The organism is Lawsonibacter sp. JLR.KK007, from assembly GCF_036941135.1.
GTDB lineage: Bacteria > Bacillota > Clostridia > Oscillospirales > Oscillospiraceae > Lawsonibacter.
The window spans coordinates 1,441,631-1,459,100 of record NZ_JAYWSY010000001.1; the positions used below are offsets into that span (position 1 = coordinate 1,441,631).

General features: G+C 56.2%; 15 protein-coding genes. All 15 read right to left on the reverse strand.

All coding sequences use genetic code 11. The features are described 5' to 3' along the window. Positions 1 to 105: 105 nt before the first annotated feature. The gene (locus tag VV088_RS07935; RefSeq protein ID WP_334600169.1) at positions 106 to 1,275 is read right to left on the reverse strand and encodes a hypothetical protein; all 1,170 of its coding nucleotides are present in this window, start codon (positions 1,273 to 1,275) and stop codon (positions 106 to 108) included. Between the two features lie 71 nt (positions 1,276 to 1,346). Next, positions 1,347 to 2,186, reverse strand: coding sequence for a class D sortase (locus VV088_RS07940; RefSeq protein WP_334600170.1), 840 nt, complete (start codon positions 2,184 to 2,186; stop codon positions 1,347 to 1,349). Further along, a complete protein-coding gene (locus tag VV088_RS07945) occupies positions 2,183 to 3,340 on the reverse strand; it encodes a hypothetical protein (protein WP_334600171.1) in 1,158 nt (385 codons plus the stop codon). Before VV088_RS07945 ends, VV088_RS07940 begins: the two co-directional genes overlap by 4 nt. Positions 3,341 to 3,352: 12 nt before the next feature. Then, positions 3,353 to 4,891, reverse strand: a complete 1,539-nt coding sequence (locus tag VV088_RS07950) for a S1 RNA-binding domain-containing protein (RefSeq protein WP_334600172.1) — start codon at positions 4,889 to 4,891, stop codon at positions 3,353 to 3,355. Between the two features lie 7 nt (positions 4,892 to 4,898). After that, positions 4,899 to 6,992 (reverse strand): VirD4-like conjugal transfer protein, CD1115 family, encoded by a 2,094-nt coding sequence (locus VV088_RS07955; protein ID WP_334600173.1) that lies wholly within the window; start codon positions 6,990 to 6,992, stop codon positions 4,899 to 4,901. Continuing rightward, on the reverse strand, positions 6,989 to 8,128 hold the full coding sequence (locus tag VV088_RS07960; RefSeq protein ID WP_334600174.1) for a hypothetical protein: 1,140 nt from the start codon (positions 8,126 to 8,128) through the stop codon (positions 6,989 to 6,991). The genes VV088_RS07955 and VV088_RS07960 overlap by 4 nt, the downstream gene beginning before the upstream one ends. A gap of 189 nt (positions 8,129 to 8,317) precedes the next feature. After that, positions 8,318 to 8,959 (reverse strand): DUF6100 family protein, encoded by a 642-nt coding sequence (locus VV088_RS07965; protein WP_334600175.1) that lies wholly within the window; start codon positions 8,957 to 8,959, stop codon positions 8,318 to 8,320. A 9-nt stretch (positions 8,960 to 8,968) separates the two neighbouring features. Then, positions 8,969 to 9,511 carry a DUF5697 family protein gene (locus VV088_RS07970; protein ID WP_334600176.1) on the reverse strand — a complete coding sequence of 181 codons (543 nt, stop codon included), beginning with the start codon at positions 9,509 to 9,511 and terminating at the stop codon, positions 8,969 to 8,971. A 150-nt stretch (positions 9,512 to 9,661) separates the two neighbouring features. Then, positions 9,662 to 12,568: a VirB4 family type IV secretion system protein gene (locus VV088_RS07975; protein ID WP_334600177.1), complete on the reverse strand. Its 2,907-nt coding sequence runs from the start codon at positions 12,566 to 12,568 to the stop codon at positions 9,662 to 9,664. 9 nt (positions 12,569 to 12,577) lie between these two features. After that, on the reverse strand, positions 12,578 to 14,122 hold the full coding sequence (locus VV088_RS07980; RefSeq protein WP_334600178.1) for a hypothetical protein: 1,545 nt from the start codon (positions 14,120 to 14,122) through the stop codon (positions 12,578 to 12,580). A 151-nt stretch (positions 14,123 to 14,273) separates the two neighbouring features. Then, the gene (locus VV088_RS07985) at positions 14,274 to 14,984 is read right to left on the reverse strand and encodes a hypothetical protein (protein ID WP_334600179.1); all 711 of its coding nucleotides are present in this window, start codon (positions 14,982 to 14,984) and stop codon (positions 14,274 to 14,276) included. A 6-nt stretch (positions 14,985 to 14,990) separates the two neighbouring features. Then, the gene (locus VV088_RS07990) at positions 14,991 to 15,386 is read right to left on the reverse strand and encodes a fimbrial protein (RefSeq protein ID WP_442913121.1); all 396 of its coding nucleotides are present in this window, start codon (positions 15,384 to 15,386) and stop codon (positions 14,991 to 14,993) included. 236 nt (positions 15,387 to 15,622) lie between these two features. After that, positions 15,623 to 15,868 carry a Smr/MutS family protein gene (locus tag VV088_RS07995; RefSeq protein ID WP_334600180.1) on the reverse strand — a complete coding sequence of 82 codons (246 nt, stop codon included), beginning with the start codon at positions 15,866 to 15,868 and terminating at the stop codon, positions 15,623 to 15,625. A 44-nt stretch (positions 15,869 to 15,912) separates the two neighbouring features. Continuing rightward, positions 15,913 to 16,341 (reverse strand): UPF0158 family protein, encoded by a 429-nt coding sequence (locus VV088_RS08000; protein ID WP_334600181.1) that lies wholly within the window; start codon positions 16,339 to 16,341, stop codon positions 15,913 to 15,915. Between the two features lie 14 nt (positions 16,342 to 16,355). Beyond that, the gene (locus tag VV088_RS08005; protein WP_334600182.1) at positions 16,356 to 17,360 is read right to left on the reverse strand and encodes a YecA family protein; all 1,005 of its coding nucleotides are present in this window, start codon (positions 17,358 to 17,360) and stop codon (positions 16,356 to 16,358) included. Positions 17,361 to 17,470: the final 110 nt, after the last annotated feature.

Genomic DNA, 17,470 nt, shown 5'->3' on the forward strand with positions numbered 1-17,470 from the left:
GTGCAGTCCTTTGACTTTTGGCCGCAGCTCTGCGGCCAGGACGATTCGGTTTGGGGATCGGTGGTTTTTGATGCGCGTTTGCCCTCCCTTGGGCGGTCAGACCTGTCAGTTGAGGGCATCTGAGGACCACGCCCCCGCGCTGTTTCCGGTATAGGCCACATCCTCCGGGTAGCGGGTCCATGCCTCAAGGCGGTAGGCCCTGTTTTCGCCCCGGTAGCTATCTAAGTTGTTTTTGCTGTACTGGCTCTCCTGATTCGGCCAACGGATGATCCCGCCGTGGTTGCCGTCGGTTTCATGAAATGCATGGATTTCATCAGGAGATTCCAGTGCAACCGACACGTGCCAAATAGAGTTGTCACTATTTCGCACCCAGAAGAGGATGTCTCCAGGTCGAATCTGTGACAGGTCCTCCACTCTGCGGCCGGGGTTGGTCTTGTCCCCAAAAATGAGAGAGCTGACCATGGAGGCGTAGCCGCTGCATCCGTAATACTCGCTCACCCAGTAGACGTCCATGATACGGTTGGCGGCGGTGCTGGGCACCTCGTTTTTGTGGGTGCCCGGAGTATTGTGCGTCCCCCAAACCGTGCCATGGGGCCACTCCTTCTCGATCTGGCGCAGGAGCTCCAGCACATTCTCTTCTGTCACAGGCTTTCCGTTGCTTAGATAGCCGTCCCCGGTGTTCTGACTGGCAGAGGGCGTATCCCCAGGATGTCTACCAGTCAGCGCCCGGTAGATCAGCACCGCCATCTCGCCCCGGGTGATGCTTTCCGCATGGGCGGTGGGTTCGTCAATCCAGCCCAGGCCAAGGGCATAGGAACAGGCGGTTCCGTAGCTCCAGACGCTGCCTTCCCCGTCCATAATGCCGCTGGCCCGCAGGATCACCGTGCAGGCCGCCGCGGGAGTTACCGGGTCGGCCGCCCCATAATGGAGCTTGTCATATCCGGCCACCAGATTGTTCCGGACGCAGTAGCCCACATAAAGCTTGGCCCAGGCGGGGACATCTACGAATTTGCAGCCCCGCTCGTAGTAGGCGGTATTGGCCTGCAACTCCTCCACTCCGCCGCGAAACCGGGTGAGCAGGACGGCCAGCTCGGCGCGGTTCAGGCTGGAGGCCAGATTCATGTTCCCGTTCTGGTCCCCAACCATGATGCCCCGCTCCCGCACATAGTCGGCTGCGGCCTCCTGGTCGGAGGGCGGACTTGCGGCCGCCGCAGGGATGACCAGCCCCAGGCAGAGTGTGACAGCCAGCCCGATCATAAAAAGTTTTTTCCTCATTGTGAAAACCTCCGTTCATATGATTATACTACTTTATACGAAAATACACAGAGGTTTTTCAACAAGTTTTTTTACTTTTTTTCTACGGCCTGGACCAGCACCCGGCTCTCCGGGTGGTCGGCCAGACAGGTGGTGAGGGTAATGCGGTTGTCGGCGGTGGACTGGAGGTAGCTCCAATCCGTGTTGGAGATGACCTTCACGGTGGTGACCTGATAGGTGCGGGTGCCGTAGATCGTGGTGTAGGTGATGGTGTCGCCCTGCTCCAGGTCCTTGATGGAACCGATCACATACTTGCTCCCCCGGTTGTGTCCACACATTGCCACATTTCCATCCCAGGCGGAGGTAGAGCTGTAATGGCCCAGGCCCTTTTTCATGCTGGCGTCGGTCTCGCCCTCCCAGACCTTCATGTTGATTTTCAGCGAGGGAATTTTGACAGTGCCGATGCTGCCGTCCTTGTAGGCCATGCCCTCCACGCTGGTGTAGGCCGGCTGCTGATAGCTGGGAGTGGTGGGCAGGGTGGGCGTCGTGGGGGTGGTGGTCGAAGTGGAACCGGAGCCGCCCGTTCCGGTGGCCTCGGTGAGTACGGTGATGGGGCCGCCCCCGGCCACGCCGTAGCCGCCGCCTCCAGTCGCCACCGTCTGCTGGAGGCCGGGGAGCATGGTGCGCTCCATCACGCCGGTCATGGTGGTGCTCTGAACGCCGTACTCCAGCTCCGGCACCTGGTAGTCCACCACATTCCGGCCCCCGTAGTTGTACTGGGAGCCGTAGACGTCCTCATAGCTGGTGCTCTTGTAGTAGTCCTGGGGGGCGTCTGTGGTGAACGAGTAGTCCGACGCAAAGGCCGGGACGCTCATGCACAGCGCCGCCACAGCGGACAGCATCAGCCCGGCAAACATTTTGATGTGCTTCAAATAGATTCCTCCTTTTCCTCGGTAGGGTCGAACTCATGCCAGTCCCCAGGACGGTCCTGAAGAACGGTGTAGGCATAATCCGCTCCGCGATGATGGACGGTGAAGGTCTGGCCCAGCAGCTTTTTTGCCAGGGGACGCTTGATCTCCACCGCGATGATGCTTTCCGGGTAGGGGTCCAGACCGGTAATGTCTATCTCCGGCCGCTGAGGTTCCGCCCGGAACTTGGCGATCAGCTTGTAATCCCGGGGCCTGTCGCCCGGAATGTAGACATAGACATTCTTCCTGTGCAGGAACAGATAGCCGCCCGCTCCAGCCAGCGCCGCAAGCAGCAGCACCAGCAGGATCGTACCGCCGATAGCGGCCACATTCCCGCCGAACAGACTGCCCGGTTTTTTGTCCGGCTGTTCGGTAGGCTGCGGTGTCTCGGGCACGATCTCCGCTCCGGTGTAGACCACTGTATAAGTGATGCTGCTCACGCCAGAGGCGGTCACCGTTCCTTTATACTCTGCGGTGGAGACATAGCCTGTGGCTACCTGACTGCTGGTGGACGCGGAATAGGTCGCTACCGCCTGATAGGAGGCAGGGGCCAGAGCGTCCCCAACCAGGTCCGTCCCGATGACCTGCCACTCCACATTGACCAGATTGAGCGTTCTGCCGTCCTTGACTGTGGTAGCCGGAACGTAGGACATATCGTTGCGGTCCAGCGGCCCAATGGTTTTGGTGGCGGTAACCTTCCCGCTCTTGGTGGTATAGCCCGCCGCCTCGGTGGTGATGGTGGTGTGATCCAAAGTCAGCTCGCCGCTAAACTCCCCATCGTCATAGGGGATGCTGGGGGCCAGCTGCTCCAGGACCACGTTCAGGTCCTTTTTGACCGTCTCCACTGTGACCTTCTCGGTTACCGCTTTGGTCTCCAGGAAGGTGTGCTCCTCCTTGGTGGTGTAGGCCCAGGTATAAGTGAAGCCGTCGTACTCAAACGACGGCTCCTTCAGTGTCTCCGGGTCTGTCCCGGGGGGAAGCTCATAGGTCTTGACGATGCGCTGCTGGCCGTTCAGGTTTTCCACTACCAGACTTACCGGAACCTCAGCGGCCATGGCGGTGACTGTTATGGACAGTACCAGCAGCAAAGACAGCGCCAGACGCTTCAAATGCTTCATAGGCCCTCTCCTTTACAAATTTTGTTTGATGATCCTTGTGATGATGCCGACCGCCACGCCCTGCTCCGGGTCCAGCCGGGTGACGGAAAAACTCACATCGTCCCGCTTGCCGGGGGTGCGGCGGTCATAGCAGGAGTGGGCGATGGCGTTGACCCCATTGTTCAGCCGGATAAACACCACGCCGCCCCGGATGTCGGTAACCCGCCCAGCGTAGCGGCCCTGGACCACGCACTTTTTCAGATTATCATGGTCGGTGCCGTTGGACACACTGCGCACATCCGCCGTAATCGCCAGATTCTCCACGGTGCTGCCGCTGATCTTGAGGACACGTACCAGAATACGGTCGCCTACGCTGTACTTCTCGGTGGCGTCGCCCATCCAAGAGCGGGACAGCCCGCGGGCCACGATAGCGCACTCCACGCCAAAGACCTCCACACGGATGATCTTCTCGGAGACCGCCACCACCCGGGCCTGCACCACCCGGCCCTCGTAGATCATGGGCTCGCCCATCTCATCCCTGTCCAGATAGAAACTCTGCCGTTTGCGGTACATGGCGTCCTTGCGGCTGCCCACAGCACTGCGGCTCTTGTTGTCGTGGCCCTTCACCACGAAGTCAATCTCAGAACCCAGCCGGACCATGAGGATGCGGCGCAGACGGGCCATGGTCTCCATGTACTCCGGGCCGGTGGGCAGTTTGCCAGGGTAGAGCAGCATCTCTTTAAGGGGAATCGCCACCCGGAAGCCCTTGTAGTTGACCACCGCCAGGGTCAGGCCGGATTCCGTCTGCTCCACTCCATCCAGCGTACCAGTGAGGATGCGGCGCGTCCAGTCGGCGTTCTGGATTTCATGCCAGATGATGGCCTCCCGCTCCGCCTCGGTTTGCACCTCATCCCGGGCCTCGATGGTCAGCACCCGCTCACGGTCAGCCGTGCGGCGAGAGGCAGAGAGAGATGCGGCGGCCTCGCGGCGTCTCCGGGGGCGTGCCTCCCTGGGCGGCGTATCCTCCGCAAAAGTGTCCTCTGGGGCAGGAACATCCGGCTCCTCACCGGGCGGCGGTGCCAGCGTCAGCGGGTCATCGCCGACTCCTGCCTCACCGTCCGGGGAGACACTCGCTTCACCCCATTCCTGGAGTAAAGAGTCGTACTCAGGGTCAGACTCTTCCGGTTCACCGTCGAAAGGTACATCATCCTGGGGGACGCTCCCACCATCAGAAGACACATCCTCTGCGGGAAATTCCCCGTCCTGGGCTTCGCCGTCGGTTTCATCGCCCATGGAACCAGCGTCGGGTTCCTCAGCCCCGTTTTCGGTTACATCGGCCTCCGGGTCAGCAGGGGCGATACCACCATCGGCGTCATCGTGCGGAACATCGCCGCCGCCTTCCTCCCAAACGCCGGCATCGCCGCCGGAGAAAGGATCATCGCTGGGGGAAAAATCAGTCATCCCGGTTTCCGGGGCGGCTTCGGCCTCCATTCCGCCGGTATCAGCGGGAAGGCCAGTCTGCTCAGTCAGTTCCTGCTCTTCAGGAATGGGTACAGTTTTTTTCCTTGGCATTGTGAAATTATTCCTCCTCTTCACATTTTGATTTCGGTCTAACGAATATGGAATCTCTGGTCGCAGTCACGACCCGAGTTGTTCCTGTTGTTTCTGTAGAAGCCGGCACCGGCTGTTCTTCATCCGCCGCCGGCTGAGAGGAAACAGAGGGCTGTTCTTCCTCTTTGGGATGAGAAGCTGTCCTCTTTGCCTGCGGTGATTGCCTCTGCCGCTTTGCTGGAGTTTTGGGCACTGCTGGTTTCTTTTGCGTTCTGCCTGCCGGAGGAGCAGACGGCTCCACCATCTCTTCGCCCTGCCGGACCGTCCCTTGTGCCGGGTTCCCTGTCGGAGCGGCTTTCTTGGCGGGAGGCTTGGGCTGCTTGTTCTTCTCCTGGGCTACACGCCAGTCAGGGACATGGGCGGAGGCCTTGCTGGGCCGCAGCTTCTTAGCTTCCGGATGCTTTGAGTAGTCGTACTTATCCACCTCCAATACATTTTTGCCCCGGATAATCACCAGGGCGCGGTCCACATCCATGCGCAGCACCTCATCCATCGTCATCAGCCTGCGCTTGCCGACGCCGCTGGTCTCCCGGTATTCCGGGGTATAGTTGGAAATGCGCCAGGTCCCCAGCTGCTTGGCCTTGCTGGTTACGGAAATACTTGCCTCACCCGTTCGCTGGGAGATGAAATCCGCTGTCAGGGCATCGGTGCAGCCAAGGAACAGCGTCACATCGCAGTTGCCCAGTATCTCCTGCCACTGGTTCAGTGGGTAGCGGTTCTGGAGTCCCGCGAGGTTCTGGAATACACAGGACATAGAGATGTTCCGGGAACGGATGACTGAGATTTTGCGGGAAAGGTCAGGGATAACGCCGCAGGCACATAATTCCTCACCCAGTACATGGACGGGAACAGGCAGTGCCCCGCCGGGACATTCCTGATCGGCATAGCGTACCAGCCGGATAAAAACAAAGGACAAAAACAGCGAGGACAAAAAGTCAAAGGTGCTGTCCTGGTCGCTGGTGATACAGAAATAGGCACAGGGTTCTTTACCCGGCAGCTCCATGTCAATCTCCGTATGGCCGGTGATTTCCCGAATATCGCTGTTCTGAAATACCTGGAGCCGGGACCCCAGACCGATGATGACGCCGCCCCGGACATTCTCGCCGGACTGCTTGAAGATGCTGTAGGGGGATTTAGCCGGGTGGGTGACGGGCAGCACATCAAAAAGGGCATTCAGCTCCTTCTCACTGCTCTGCGTCAATAGCTTGTAGACCTCACCAATGTTCTTTTTCTCTTCCGGGTAGCCCCGCTCCACATAGAGAACCAAGGCTTTCAACAGATTCATTTCAGCGTTGTCCCAGAAGTGGTCTCCCTTGGCACTGCCAGTATTTTTGATGATGACATCACAGAAAAGCTGTGCCATCAGTTCCTGACCATTGATCTCCGCCAGACAGTTCCAGGAATCCGAGCAGGAGGGGGTGACCAGATTGAACACCTTCACCGTATAGCCCTTGTCTCGAAGATACTGGCTGGATTTTTCATAGAGTTCCGATTTTGGGTCACAGATTATAAGAGAGTGCCGCCGGGCGACCGTCTGGAGAATCATATTCATACAGAACGCCCGCGTCTTTTTGGAGCCGCTGGCCCCGTACACAGCCAGATTCCCATTGAACCGGGTCTTCTCCGGGACACATACCACCTGGCCGTCCAACTCCCCCAGGATGATGCCGGGGTGTTTGCGGATATTGGGAACCAGATCCAAGACACCCTTCAGCTCCTTTTTGGACATAAAGCCCGCTGTGCCGTAGGTGCCTTTGTTGGAGTAGATCAGGTTGCGGTCTCGGTCATACTCGCCGGTCTCGCTGTATCCCATCCGCATGACCATGAAAATCAGGACAGCCAACGCCCCCACGCAGAAGCCTATGCCGTACAAGCCATAGGGAAAGTGAAAGGCGGCGGCGATACAGGCGAAAAAATTGCCGCTTGGGAACTGGGGAGAGGTACCGAACACGCCACCTGCCGCCTCCCAGACCTGATAATTGTAGATGAACTGACCGATGTAGCCGCCGCCATAGAGCAGAGCAATCAGAGCGACAGGCAGGATAATGGCGAGCTTGATCATTTCTTTTCGAGAGATGGAAACACACTCCTTTCTACTGCCTCAAGGTCAAGACATTGAAGTTGGATACGAGGGCCAAGGCAGCGGCGGTACGCCTCCTCCTGGAAGTCAAAGCAAATGACGATGCCGTCCTTTTCGTGGATAGACAACGCATTATCAAAGCGCCTGAGCCGAGGCATATCACAGAGATAGCCAAAGAGGACGGGGGTATCGCCTTCCAATCCGTCATTCTCCATCGGCAGGCCGGGGTTCGGCGGATGAAGGCCGCTCAAAAGCAGAGTGTCCAAAGAGACACGAAGTTCGCCGTTGCAGAGCAGACGCACCAACGCATTTCCTTTGTGGTCACCTGGGAAGAAATAGAAATGCTCAAAGCCGCCATCCAGCACAAAGTTGTTGTGGGACAGGCCATCGCCTACACCCATCAGCGCACCCAGCCGCTCCATATCCGTGCCAAACACAACCGCGTCCACTCCAACATCCATGAATTGCGCCGGGAGCCGCTGTCGGCAGACTTCCGTTTGCAGCAGAAACTTAATCCGCATCTCGGCCTTGTACTCCCACTTCATCTGGAATGGGCCGGTGTTGTAGGCAATAAAAATACCGCCGTCCGATAGCAAGACGCCGGTTGAACGGGAACCGCGTATGATGGATGATTGCGGCCCGACCTCTTTGACCTCACGGGAGCTGTAATAGGCAGGCTGAGTAATATGAGTATGGCCCAGGGGCGGCGAGGGTTGAAACACGGCTGTCTTTTCCCATGGAAATACCGACACTCCTGCATTGTGCATCGTAACCAGCACCTCAGCCATCCGATGGAGGCGCAGGCGATGGGGAACGGAATATTTAGGTGCGTTTGTTACCGTATCGCCGGTAAAGAGAGAGGCAAACCGCTCTGGCCTGTCAGCGGAAAGAAGGCTTTTGGCATCGGCAGTCAGGCGCAGACCGCGAAGGCCGTTTTGCGAATAGGCATAGATCAGCATCTGTTTCTTTAACCGCTTGATGACTTTCTGCCGGTATGCTTTCGTACTGGGGAGACTGTTCACCAGATTGGTTGGGAACTCGCCAGAGAGGGCAACGAGAGTCAAAAGGAGGTCGGGCAGCGTATCCGGGGCAGGGAGTTTTGTCACTTGGTCTGGCAAGTTGCGACACCTCCTATTTCAGTAATCTCAACGCCCAGGGTCCGTATAACCTGGGCGTTTCCGCACTCAGCGTAAGCGGCCAAAACTCCTTGCGCTGCAAGCGTTTTTGGCGGTGGACCTGGGGTCCCAAAACGGAACACCTCAAAAGGGCCTAAATGGGACCCCTGTTTTGCCCTCTTTCGGCCTCTTTCAGAGGATTTCTTTTTCGGCCAGCCACGCCAGGAAACGGGACGTCTCCATGATGGAAATTCGGGTACAATCTACCGCGCCCAACTCTGTTGTGTGGTAGGTATCACAGAGGCCTCCGGTATCGTCTGTCAGAACAAAAGCGGCAACCACATCCTGGATCTGCTTCAGCTCCAGATTGTCGTAGTCTCTGATGCGGCGCTCCGGCAACTCCTGGTCGTAGATATGGGAGAAAGCAATCAGGCAGTGCCGGAACCGGGGAAGGGGATGACCCCTTGCGTACTGGGTCAAAGCCGCCCCCAACGGCTCCAACAGATATTCGCCGCTCTGCCACATTTTACGTTTTGGGAGCAGAGCAGGCAGCGTAACCTCAAAAACGCCGTCCTTACAGCGCACTGAGATGCCCTGCGTGTTGGCCGCGGAGGTCAGATACTCCGTCTTTGGTGTGGTCGTGCTGGCGTAGATGAGATGGCGCAGCCGACAGGCGATGCCCTCCGCTCGGAGGGCGGCGTCAATGGACAATACTTCGTAATTGTCCGGGTATCGCTGAAGATCGGTGGTATTCATGGCGTACAGTGCGTTGGTCAGACGCTGAATATCATCCAGAATGGACGATATCCGCCGGGAAACGGTGCTTCGGTTCAATGGTTCACCTCATTCTTTCTGGTAATATTGCACCTGCCCTTCCGGGGATACGGTGCAGTAGCCGCTGGCATGGGGGATTTGCAGCTCCGCAATCTGAGAAGCATCATCCACCAGCACAAGGTAGCGGGAGGGCTGCTCGCCGGGATCGGAAAGCACGTGGGACATCAGAACTTCTTTGCCCTGGGCGGCGTGGACGATCTCGTAGATTTCACCGCCGGCGAAAAAGATAATTTTGGCCGGGAAATCGCCAACGGAATGATACTCCACTTCATCCGCAAAGTCCGCCAGCACCCATACCGCAGCGAAAAGGCCCCGGTCCATGTCCTCCAGGGCATCCGGGGCCGCGAGATAGAACCGCTCATCTTCGGAGAGCCAAGCCCGCTGCTGCTTCACCAGGTAGGTCAGCAGATTCCGGATCTTATTCCGCTCCTTGGCGTCTTTCCCCGGATGCAGGCGCAGGATCTGTTCCGCAGTCAACACCCGGTACATGGAAATATCCCGCAGGATAGCCGCTGCCTCCCGGCCATAGACCTGTTCACGGGTTTTCATCATAATCATTCACCTCGTAAAATCGTATTAGCGCCGTATAAAAATCGCACAGCGGAACCGCCACAGCTATTGCCGAGGCGGTTTTCCGCATACGGACCGTATAAAAAACGCATTAAAAAATAGCCCTCGCATTAACACCGTATACGCTCCGCTTTACGCCACAGGCGGCGCGGCCTGGGTCTTGTCCAGCAGCTCTTGCAACTCCCTCCGGTCGGTGGTGATCAGCTCCTTCTCCATCTGGCTGCACTTGATTTCCACCGTCACATTGTTATTGTTGGTGCTGATAAGGCCGCTGCCCCGTTCAAAGTGGGTAATCTCCATGACTTCCGCCTCAGACAGGTGGAGCAGGGATTGGACACGCCGGGCTTCCTCGTCCTCCAGGTTGAGCAGGATCTTGGTCTTGGCGTTGTTGATGATGCCTTTGCCGTACTTGCCATCTTCCAAAGCGAAGAAGTCGTTGATGTCCTGGGTAGCGCAGATAGCGGAGCCGCCGTAGCCGCGAATGATCTTGAAAATCTCCAAAACAAACTCCGCCGCCAAACGGTTGCTGTTGGCCCCGATGAGCTGCCAGCACTCGTCGATGAAGATAGCCTTCTCCTCGGTACGGTTCTCCTTGGCCTTGTCCCAAACGTAATCCAGCGCCACGAACATCCCCACTGTCAACAGGTCGCCTGTCAGTTCAGAGATATCCAGCACCGTGTATTTGTTATCCAGAGATACGTTGGTCTGCTGGTTGAATGTCCGGGCAGAGCCGTTGACCAGACGGTTGATGATATTCGCCAGCCGCTTGGTCTCGGCGGACTGCTTCAGCACCTCATAGAGGTCGCCCAATACCGGCATTGACCGATAGTGGCCAGGGGCATTCGGGTCATCCAGAGTGCCGTTCTCATGGGTGATGCCTTTGAGGGCGTAGGTGCGGATCATAGCATCATCCAAAAGCTGCCGCTCCTCATGGGTCATGTCGGGAATCAGCAGGGAGAAAAAGATGTGGAGCCGTTGGATTTTTGCCGCCAGCAGAGACTTCTCCACGCCTGGGCCGTCCAGCAGTTCATCCACTGACTTGTCCACCTTACGGATTTCCATGACATTGATGCAGTTTTTGGAGGCGGGAGATATCTGAATGAACTCCCCGCCGATGTTGGAGCAGGCCCGGTGGAATTCATGGCCCTTTAACGGAGCCACGATGAATACCTGGATGCCCTTGCGCCGCATCCGGGTCGCCATCAACTGCATGGTAAAGCTCTTTCCCGCACCGCTGGTGCCCAAAATGGCGATGTTGGCGTTCTTGTAGACTCGGGAATCAAAGATGTCCACGATGATAAGAGAGTTGTTATGCTTGTTGACCCCCAGCAGAATACCGTTGTCGTCACACATTTCATAACTGGTGAAGGGGTAGCAACTGGCCGCACCCAAGGTCAGGACATTACGCCGAGATCGCTCATAGAGGTGCTTTTCCAGAGATGCCAGCGGCAGTGAGGATAAAAAAGCCTGCTCCTCACAGAAAGAACAGGGCTGAACGTCCATATCCTGACTGAGTAGCAGCTTTTTCATCTCCGCGCATTTCCACTCCAGGTCCTCTACATTAGAGGCGGTGATGGTCACCAGCAGATTGAGGTAGTAGAAGTCCTCGTTGTTGGATAAGCCGTCCTTTAGGAAGTAGCCGCTACGGATGGCCCCATCCAAGTCGTCGAAGTCCGTATTGGTATCGCTGGTCTCCTTGATTTTGCTGCGGTTGATGCGGAGCTGCTGGCCCAGTTTGCGGATCATGCGGTCTTTGGGCTGACGGGTCAGGAACATATCCAAGTCGATGCCGTCCCCGGCGTTCACCAGCAGGCTGAGCCAGCCGGCAGGCACTTGGGCCTTGTAGCCACCAGACGGAATCAGCAGATAGGCATAGTACATGCCGTCAATACAGATATGCCGCCCGTGAGACAGGTCGATTTGGGAGGGGGCATAGAACTCATTGACTGGGATTTCCTCCAGCGACCGGCCGGCGGCCATATACTCCGCCGCCACCTGCTTAATCTTCCCGGCAAAGGGCTTGTCGTTGCTCTCGGCGCGGCAGAGGACATGGTACAGAATTTCCGCTGTGGCCTCGTTCTCATCCTCATGGTTTAGTACCACAGTGTTTCCGCATTGACGGAGGTAGTTGGCCGCTGTCCGGGCGGCGGTCTGGAGGGAGGCGATGGCCTCCTCTTCCTCGTGGCCCCGCTTGGCGCCGGGCAGCGGTTCATGCTCGAAAATCAGGAAGAACCGCCGGGTGATGGCCTCACGGGAGCCAAGCTGTCGGATCAGCCGCAGATAGTCCTCCTGCAACTCCCGGCAGTGCGCATTGGTCTCCTGGGCCAGTTCCTGCCGCACGGTCTGCACATGGCGGTCAATGTCCGCCCGCTTGGTCAGCACCTTAAACTGTACCTTTACAGGAGCGATTTTCAGGTAGCTGATAAAGGAGTAGATGATGTTCCGCTGCTCCTGGGCGCTACGCAGGAGGAAGTTTACTGGGATAACCTCAACCACTTTCACATAACGGTGGTCTTTGGTGAAAATGACCCCATGCTCTATCTTTTCGATAGGCACATAATCCGCCAGTGGGTTGAGAGGCTTGACCTCCGGGGCCAGAAAGGTTTTGAACTGATCCACTTTCCGGCCTTTAAGGTCTACCTGCAACCGGCTACGGCTTTTGGGCAGTTCTTCTACATCTTCCAGCCTTGTTTTTTCTTTCCTCTGCGTCCAGCTGGGAAGAAGCCCCTTTTTACTCTCGCCCTTCCTGTCCAGCACCCGGCGATTGCGAAGAAAACTGAAAAATTGCAGGATGAACTCAGACAAGCTTCCGCCGCCCACCCCAATGAGGGCCAGCAGCACCAGAGGCAGAGTAGTCAGGCAGAGAATGATGATGCGCATAGTGAGGGAGATTCCCAGATTAAGCACCGGGAGGGCGGTCAGCGCCCCTAGGATGCCCGCTTCAATGGCGTTGCGGGTCTTGAACATCCCGCCCATCAGGGTGCCTCCCTCAATGAAATTAGGTGGGATTAGATAAGTATCCCGTTCTTCTTGACGCATAGGACCTCCTTATACCCGATCCTTACGCTTGGGTGGGTCGGGGAGTTTTTTAATGATGCGCTCCTGGTAAGCCACTTTATCGTCCGAAGCCATATACGGTTTGCGCTCCACTACATCCTGGGGCATCTGTGTATACCAAAGTGTCCCATCCGCAGAGCGGACCTTTGAAAAAGTGCCTGTTGGTTCCATATACTGCTCTGCATGATACATACCAAACGCAATCGGCTGCGGATGTTCAGGTGTGGATACATAGCCTGAAATTCTCCCGCCTCCAATTTCTGTATTGGAAAAAATGGGGGGAATTTTACCTTCTGCGGTATACCCCAAGTAAGATTGCAGAGACTGGGCCGCCATATCGCCAGTAATTCTGCCGGCTACCTCGCCCCGGGCCACTGTGCCGATAACATCATTGGCAAAACTGCCCCCCGCAACCAGAGATTTTGAGAAAATGGCGCCGCCCAAGCTGGGGATGCCGGTTTGTACGGGTTTTGTGTGGTTGCGGACGGTGTGGGAACGTTCTACAACGGAGGACTTCTGCACATTTTGCGTATCCGTGGAGCTCTGCGTGTTGGTCTGCTGGTCGCTGGCGGTGACGATTACGCCCTCCTGAACGGGACCGTTGCCTGCTCCGATAAGGGCCGCACCCTCACCCTGGGGAACATTCAGGGCAATGCCGCCATCAGATACAGATATATTTTCCGCAACGGAAACGCTCTCATTCGGAGAAACAATGGGAGCCGCTTCGGTTGGGACGGAACCATCAAGAGTAGAGCCGTATGGGATAGAACCGTCTGCCGGAGGAATGTTCAGCATTGTGCCGCCGCTCTGGGGAACACTAAAGGCAGCGCCGCTATCGGATATAGATATACTTTCCGCAGTGGAAACGCTCTCACCCGGAGAAACGATGGGAGCCGCCTCGGCGGGGATGGACCCATCGGGAATAGAGCTGTCCGGGATAGAACTGTCTGCCAGAGGAATGTTCAGCACCGTACCGCTGGCCTGGTCTGCGGCGGAAACCTGACCATCACTCTGCGCAGCAACGGGTGGAGGAGTGGCATCGGTCACAATAACGCCTTCTTGTGGGGATGAGCCGGCTGTGGCACTGCCTTCAGTTTGGAGATTGACCCCACCAGTGTGAATATCGTTGTTGACCGAAGGTCCCACCCCCGATGGTGCCTCTGGCGTGACCGCCGCTGTAGCCTGCCGTACACTGGACTGGGCGGTGTGGACGGCGGAGGTCTGAGAGGTGGCGGTCTTGATTGCGCTGTTGGTAACATGGCGGCTAGCCATACCAATCAATCCGCCCTTGAAAAAACCTGACATTCCGGATCCGCTGGTTGTTCCAGCCTTTCCGCTGGAGGCAGCTCCGGCCCGATTGGTACCGGCACCGCCTTTGCCGCCTGCAACCATTGTAACTGCCCGCATGGTGAGCATAGCCTCAGCCAGCAGGGAGCCGCCTGTGCGGCCCACGTTGACACCAAGGGTTGCCATGAAGCTGTCGATCTTCTGTGATACCTTGAGGAAAGCCACGGCGCACAGAAACCAGATCAGCACATTCCCGGTAACCTCCGACTTGCTGGAGGCCGCCACCTGCGCCTCCACTTCTGCCTCTGTAACGGCGAAAGCCGGGACACATAAAAAAGCCGCCAGCAGAGATACCAGCAGCAACGTGAAGAATATTCTCTTTTTCGTTTTGAGTCCTCCTTTACAGGGATAGTGGATTTGCGATAAACGCGCCTACCATGCTGACGAACAGCCGCAGGCACCAGGCGTTCATGACCAACAAAAAGAGCTGTCCCGCGAACATCCGGCACCAACTTTTGAAAATGTTGGAGGTGGCCTGAGACGCACCCATAGCGAAAGCGACAGGAGCCGTAAAGACCAGCACCCCTAACAGCACATACCGCTCCGCCGCCTCACACAGCAGTTTCAGGTAGTTCCATGCCAGCACCAGAAGCAGGATCAGTACAATGAGAGCGACGCCGCCGTTGGCGCAGACCCCGATGATGGTGAGCAGCACCGAGTTAAAGCTGGCGAAGTCCAGGCTGGGCAGGGATGCGGTCATAATCCAGTTGTAGGGCGTTCCGCCGATAGTTAGCGCAATGTCCACGATTTGGTCGGAATAATAGGCCAGCAGGATGAACAGGATAGAGCGGATGCTCAGTTTGATGGGGTCCTCCGCCTCGGAGCCGGCACCCAGTCCAAAGTTTTTGAACAGGTTCCAAACCCACAGCAGCAGAATCAGCCCGATAGCCAGAGCGACAAAACTCTCATACATGGTTTCGGCAGCAGGGAAGTATCGCAGAAACACGCTCATGTCGCAGCCCAGCGCGCCCAAAACTGATGTGTTAATCATATCCAGGCCGTACATGATTTGTTCCGCGATCCACTCCACTATGCCATCTAAGATACCCATAAGCCCTTACGGCGTGTACTGGCCGCCGGAGAAGAAGGGAGTGACATAGCTCATGATGAAGCCGAGGGAGTTCAGGATAATCCATGTGACGATGATGCGTTTGAGCCAAGCACGGGATTCATCCACCGTCCGTCCAGAGCGGGAAAAGTTCATCATCAGCAGGGCCACAGCCGCCGTAACCACAGCCGCGATGGTAGAGATACCAAGGACCTGAGTGTAGACGTCTTTCATGACTTCGCTGGCTTTAGTCCAAATAGTGGTGCCGGCGGCAAAGGCCGGCAGGCAGAGCATAGAAGCCATGCACATACAGAGAAACGCCGTATAGAGGATGCGTCCGCAGTCAATGTGTCTCTTCAGCTTGTTCTCCGGCTTTTTGACGGGGGGAACATTTTTGGGGTTCAAATAGATGCCTCCTTTTCGTTTTTCCGCCGAAAACGAAAGCGGCGACCAACTTTTGGACGCCGCCTGGCTGCTGTGGAGGGACGAAAAAAGGACGCCTTTCAGCGTCCCTCCATAGCCGTTTTCGTTTGTGATTACAGTTTTGAGCATGATTATCTTAACATATATAGATTCCCATGTCAATTCCAAAGCCGTCCTAATTCAGTCCCAAAACCGTCCTAATTTTGTACTACCATGAATTAAAACTCTCTGAGTACCAATTCCGTGACCCCGCCATCAGGGGAGAACACGAGTCTCTGCACCTGCGGATGGTGGGAATAGGTTTCTCGGATAAAATCCCGCAGAGCGGTTCCGCCATGGCAACCGTGAATCAGGCGGAGACGGTAAGTAGCCCTGTCAGCGCGGCGGAGCAGTGCCTCCACCGTCACCTTGGCCTGGTAGGCATTCTTTCCGTGGAGATCCGCTGTAATCACTCCCGGTCCCATGTACAATTTCCTCCTGTTTGTCCGAAAGCATAGACCCCTTTATTTTAGGTGTCGTCTTCCTCATATTCCAGATTGTTTTCCTTACACCAGCGAATGGCAATCTCCCGCTGGGCCTGGGCCAGATAATCGTACCATTGCTGTTCCAGGCGATGATAGCGGATGCCGTTCTTGAACCTGCGGAACGCGCCCTTGCCTCGGATAGCTCCGGCCAATTCTTCACGAGCCGCGCCGGGGCGTAGTTCGTCCACAAAATCAGCCATAATGCGGTATTCATGGATCTCGTACTTGCTGGGGAATGGAAGAAACCGGCCCGGGAAATTTATGATTAAATCCGCAAGCTCTTCGTCCCGTTCCCCGGTAATATCGGGGTCTGCCAGAGCTACGCTCTGCCCGGTTTGGGTATCAAAGTATTCCTGGAATGCCTCCGAAGCCGATTCAACCGCAAAGATGACCTGCGCCAGCTTGATTTTCATATAGTACAGCCTCCCTATCGCCCACAGCACTTCTTATATTTCTTGCCGCTGCCGCAGGGGCAGGGATCGTTGCGGCCGATTTTCTGCTTATGCGCCTGTTGGGGCAGCGCGCTACCGGTGATCTCCGCAATTTGGCGGAGCATATCAAAACGCAGTTCCTCACTGGGGATGTTATCCATAGTCAAGATGCCTTGCCGCAGTTCCTCGACATTCATTGTCCTGTCTGCCAATGCCTTGCGGATATTGGGGCCAAAGGACAGAGATTTCGGTATGCGCTCCTCTGGCGGAACCATCTCCATGATTTCGCGGGGCGTATGGCCCCGGTTGCGCTGCATACGGCAGTTATTCTGGAAATTGTTATAAACCGAAAGAAAACGGTTAATGTCTGCCTCGCCGTTGAACTGAAGCCCCAGCCGGGTTGCTTCGTCCATCACATTGGGGAAGGATGTGGATGTAATGCGCATTTTCATAATAAAGTCCGCAAAGACTGCCTGATCTAAATTATGATTTCCTGTTTTACTGGAAATCACCACCATAAAAGCCTTATGCTCCGGTGTCGGCTCGCAGTAGAACATATCATCGTATTTGAGCAATTCTTTTTTCGGCGGGATGTAATAAGGTTTGCTGTGTTGTGACCGCAGCGTTTCGTGGTAAGCGGATATATCTCCATCCAGCAAGAATACATCAATTATTTCTCGATCCAAGGGGCTACCCAGTTTGCCGTCCGTGTATAACTCGTCCAGACCCAGGATGTAGTAGTCCTCTTCCTCATGGCGGGCAATTTCCGCAAACGCTAACAGTTCTTCCTGCGTGAAACGACTGTGGTTTTGCTCCTGGATGATTTCAAAGGCCTTTCGGAGCGGAATAATCCCATATAGATTCGCCATTGCGTTGAAGTATTTACGTAGCATCCGTGAAACTATATCCGGGAGGGGAATCTCACGGTAGAGCGCATTCAGCCTGCGCCGGGAGTAAGGTTCAGGAATAGGAATCAAGCCATCATCTTTGCTGTCTGCCATTGTGAATACACCTCCAGGATGTTTTATTTTTCATAGTATATCATACTAACCAGCAGATGGTAAAGCCATTCTCACAAAATAAGGACAGCCCGTGCGGCGTAAATGAACCG

What these genes read in the sequence shown, in the direction of transcription:
- VV088_RS07935 (WP_334600169.1), bottom strand. Translation starts at nt 1,275, where the DNA reads ATGAGGAAAAAACTTTTTATGATCGGGCTGGCTGTCACACTCTGCCTG.
- VV088_RS07945 (WP_334600171.1), bottom strand. Translation starts at nt 3,340, where the DNA reads ATGAAGCATTTGAAGCGTCTGGCGCTGTCTTTGCTGCTGGTACTGTCC.
- VV088_RS07950 (WP_334600172.1), bottom strand. Translation starts at nt 4,891, where the DNA reads ATGCCAAGGAAAAAAACTGTACCCATTCCTGAAGAGCAGGAACTGACT.
- VV088_RS07955 (WP_334600173.1), bottom strand. Translation starts at nt 6,992, where the DNA reads ATGATCAAGCTCGCCATTATCCTGCCTGTCGCTCTGATTGCTCTGCTC.
- VV088_RS07970 (WP_334600176.1), bottom strand. Translation starts at nt 9,511, where the DNA reads ATGATGAAAACCCGTGAACAGGTCTATGGCCGGGAGGCAGCGGCTATC.
- VV088_RS07975 (WP_334600177.1), bottom strand. Translation starts at nt 12,568, where the DNA reads ATGCGTCAAGAAGAACGGGATACTTATCTAATCCCACCTAATTTCATT.
- VV088_RS07985 (WP_334600179.1), bottom strand. Translation starts at nt 14,984, where the DNA reads ATGGGTATCTTAGATGGCATAGTGGAGTGGATCGCGGAACAAATCATG.
- VV088_RS07995 (WP_334600180.1), bottom strand. Translation starts at nt 15,868, where the DNA reads ATGGGACCGGGAGTGATTACAGCGGATCTCCACGGAAAGAATGCCTAC.
- VV088_RS08000 (WP_334600181.1), bottom strand. Translation starts at nt 16,341, where the DNA reads ATGAAAATCAAGCTGGCGCAGGTCATCTTTGCGGTTGAATCGGCTTCG.
- VV088_RS08005 (WP_334600182.1), bottom strand. Translation starts at nt 17,360, where the DNA reads ATGGCAGACAGCAAAGATGATGGCTTGATTCCTATTCCTGAACCTTAC.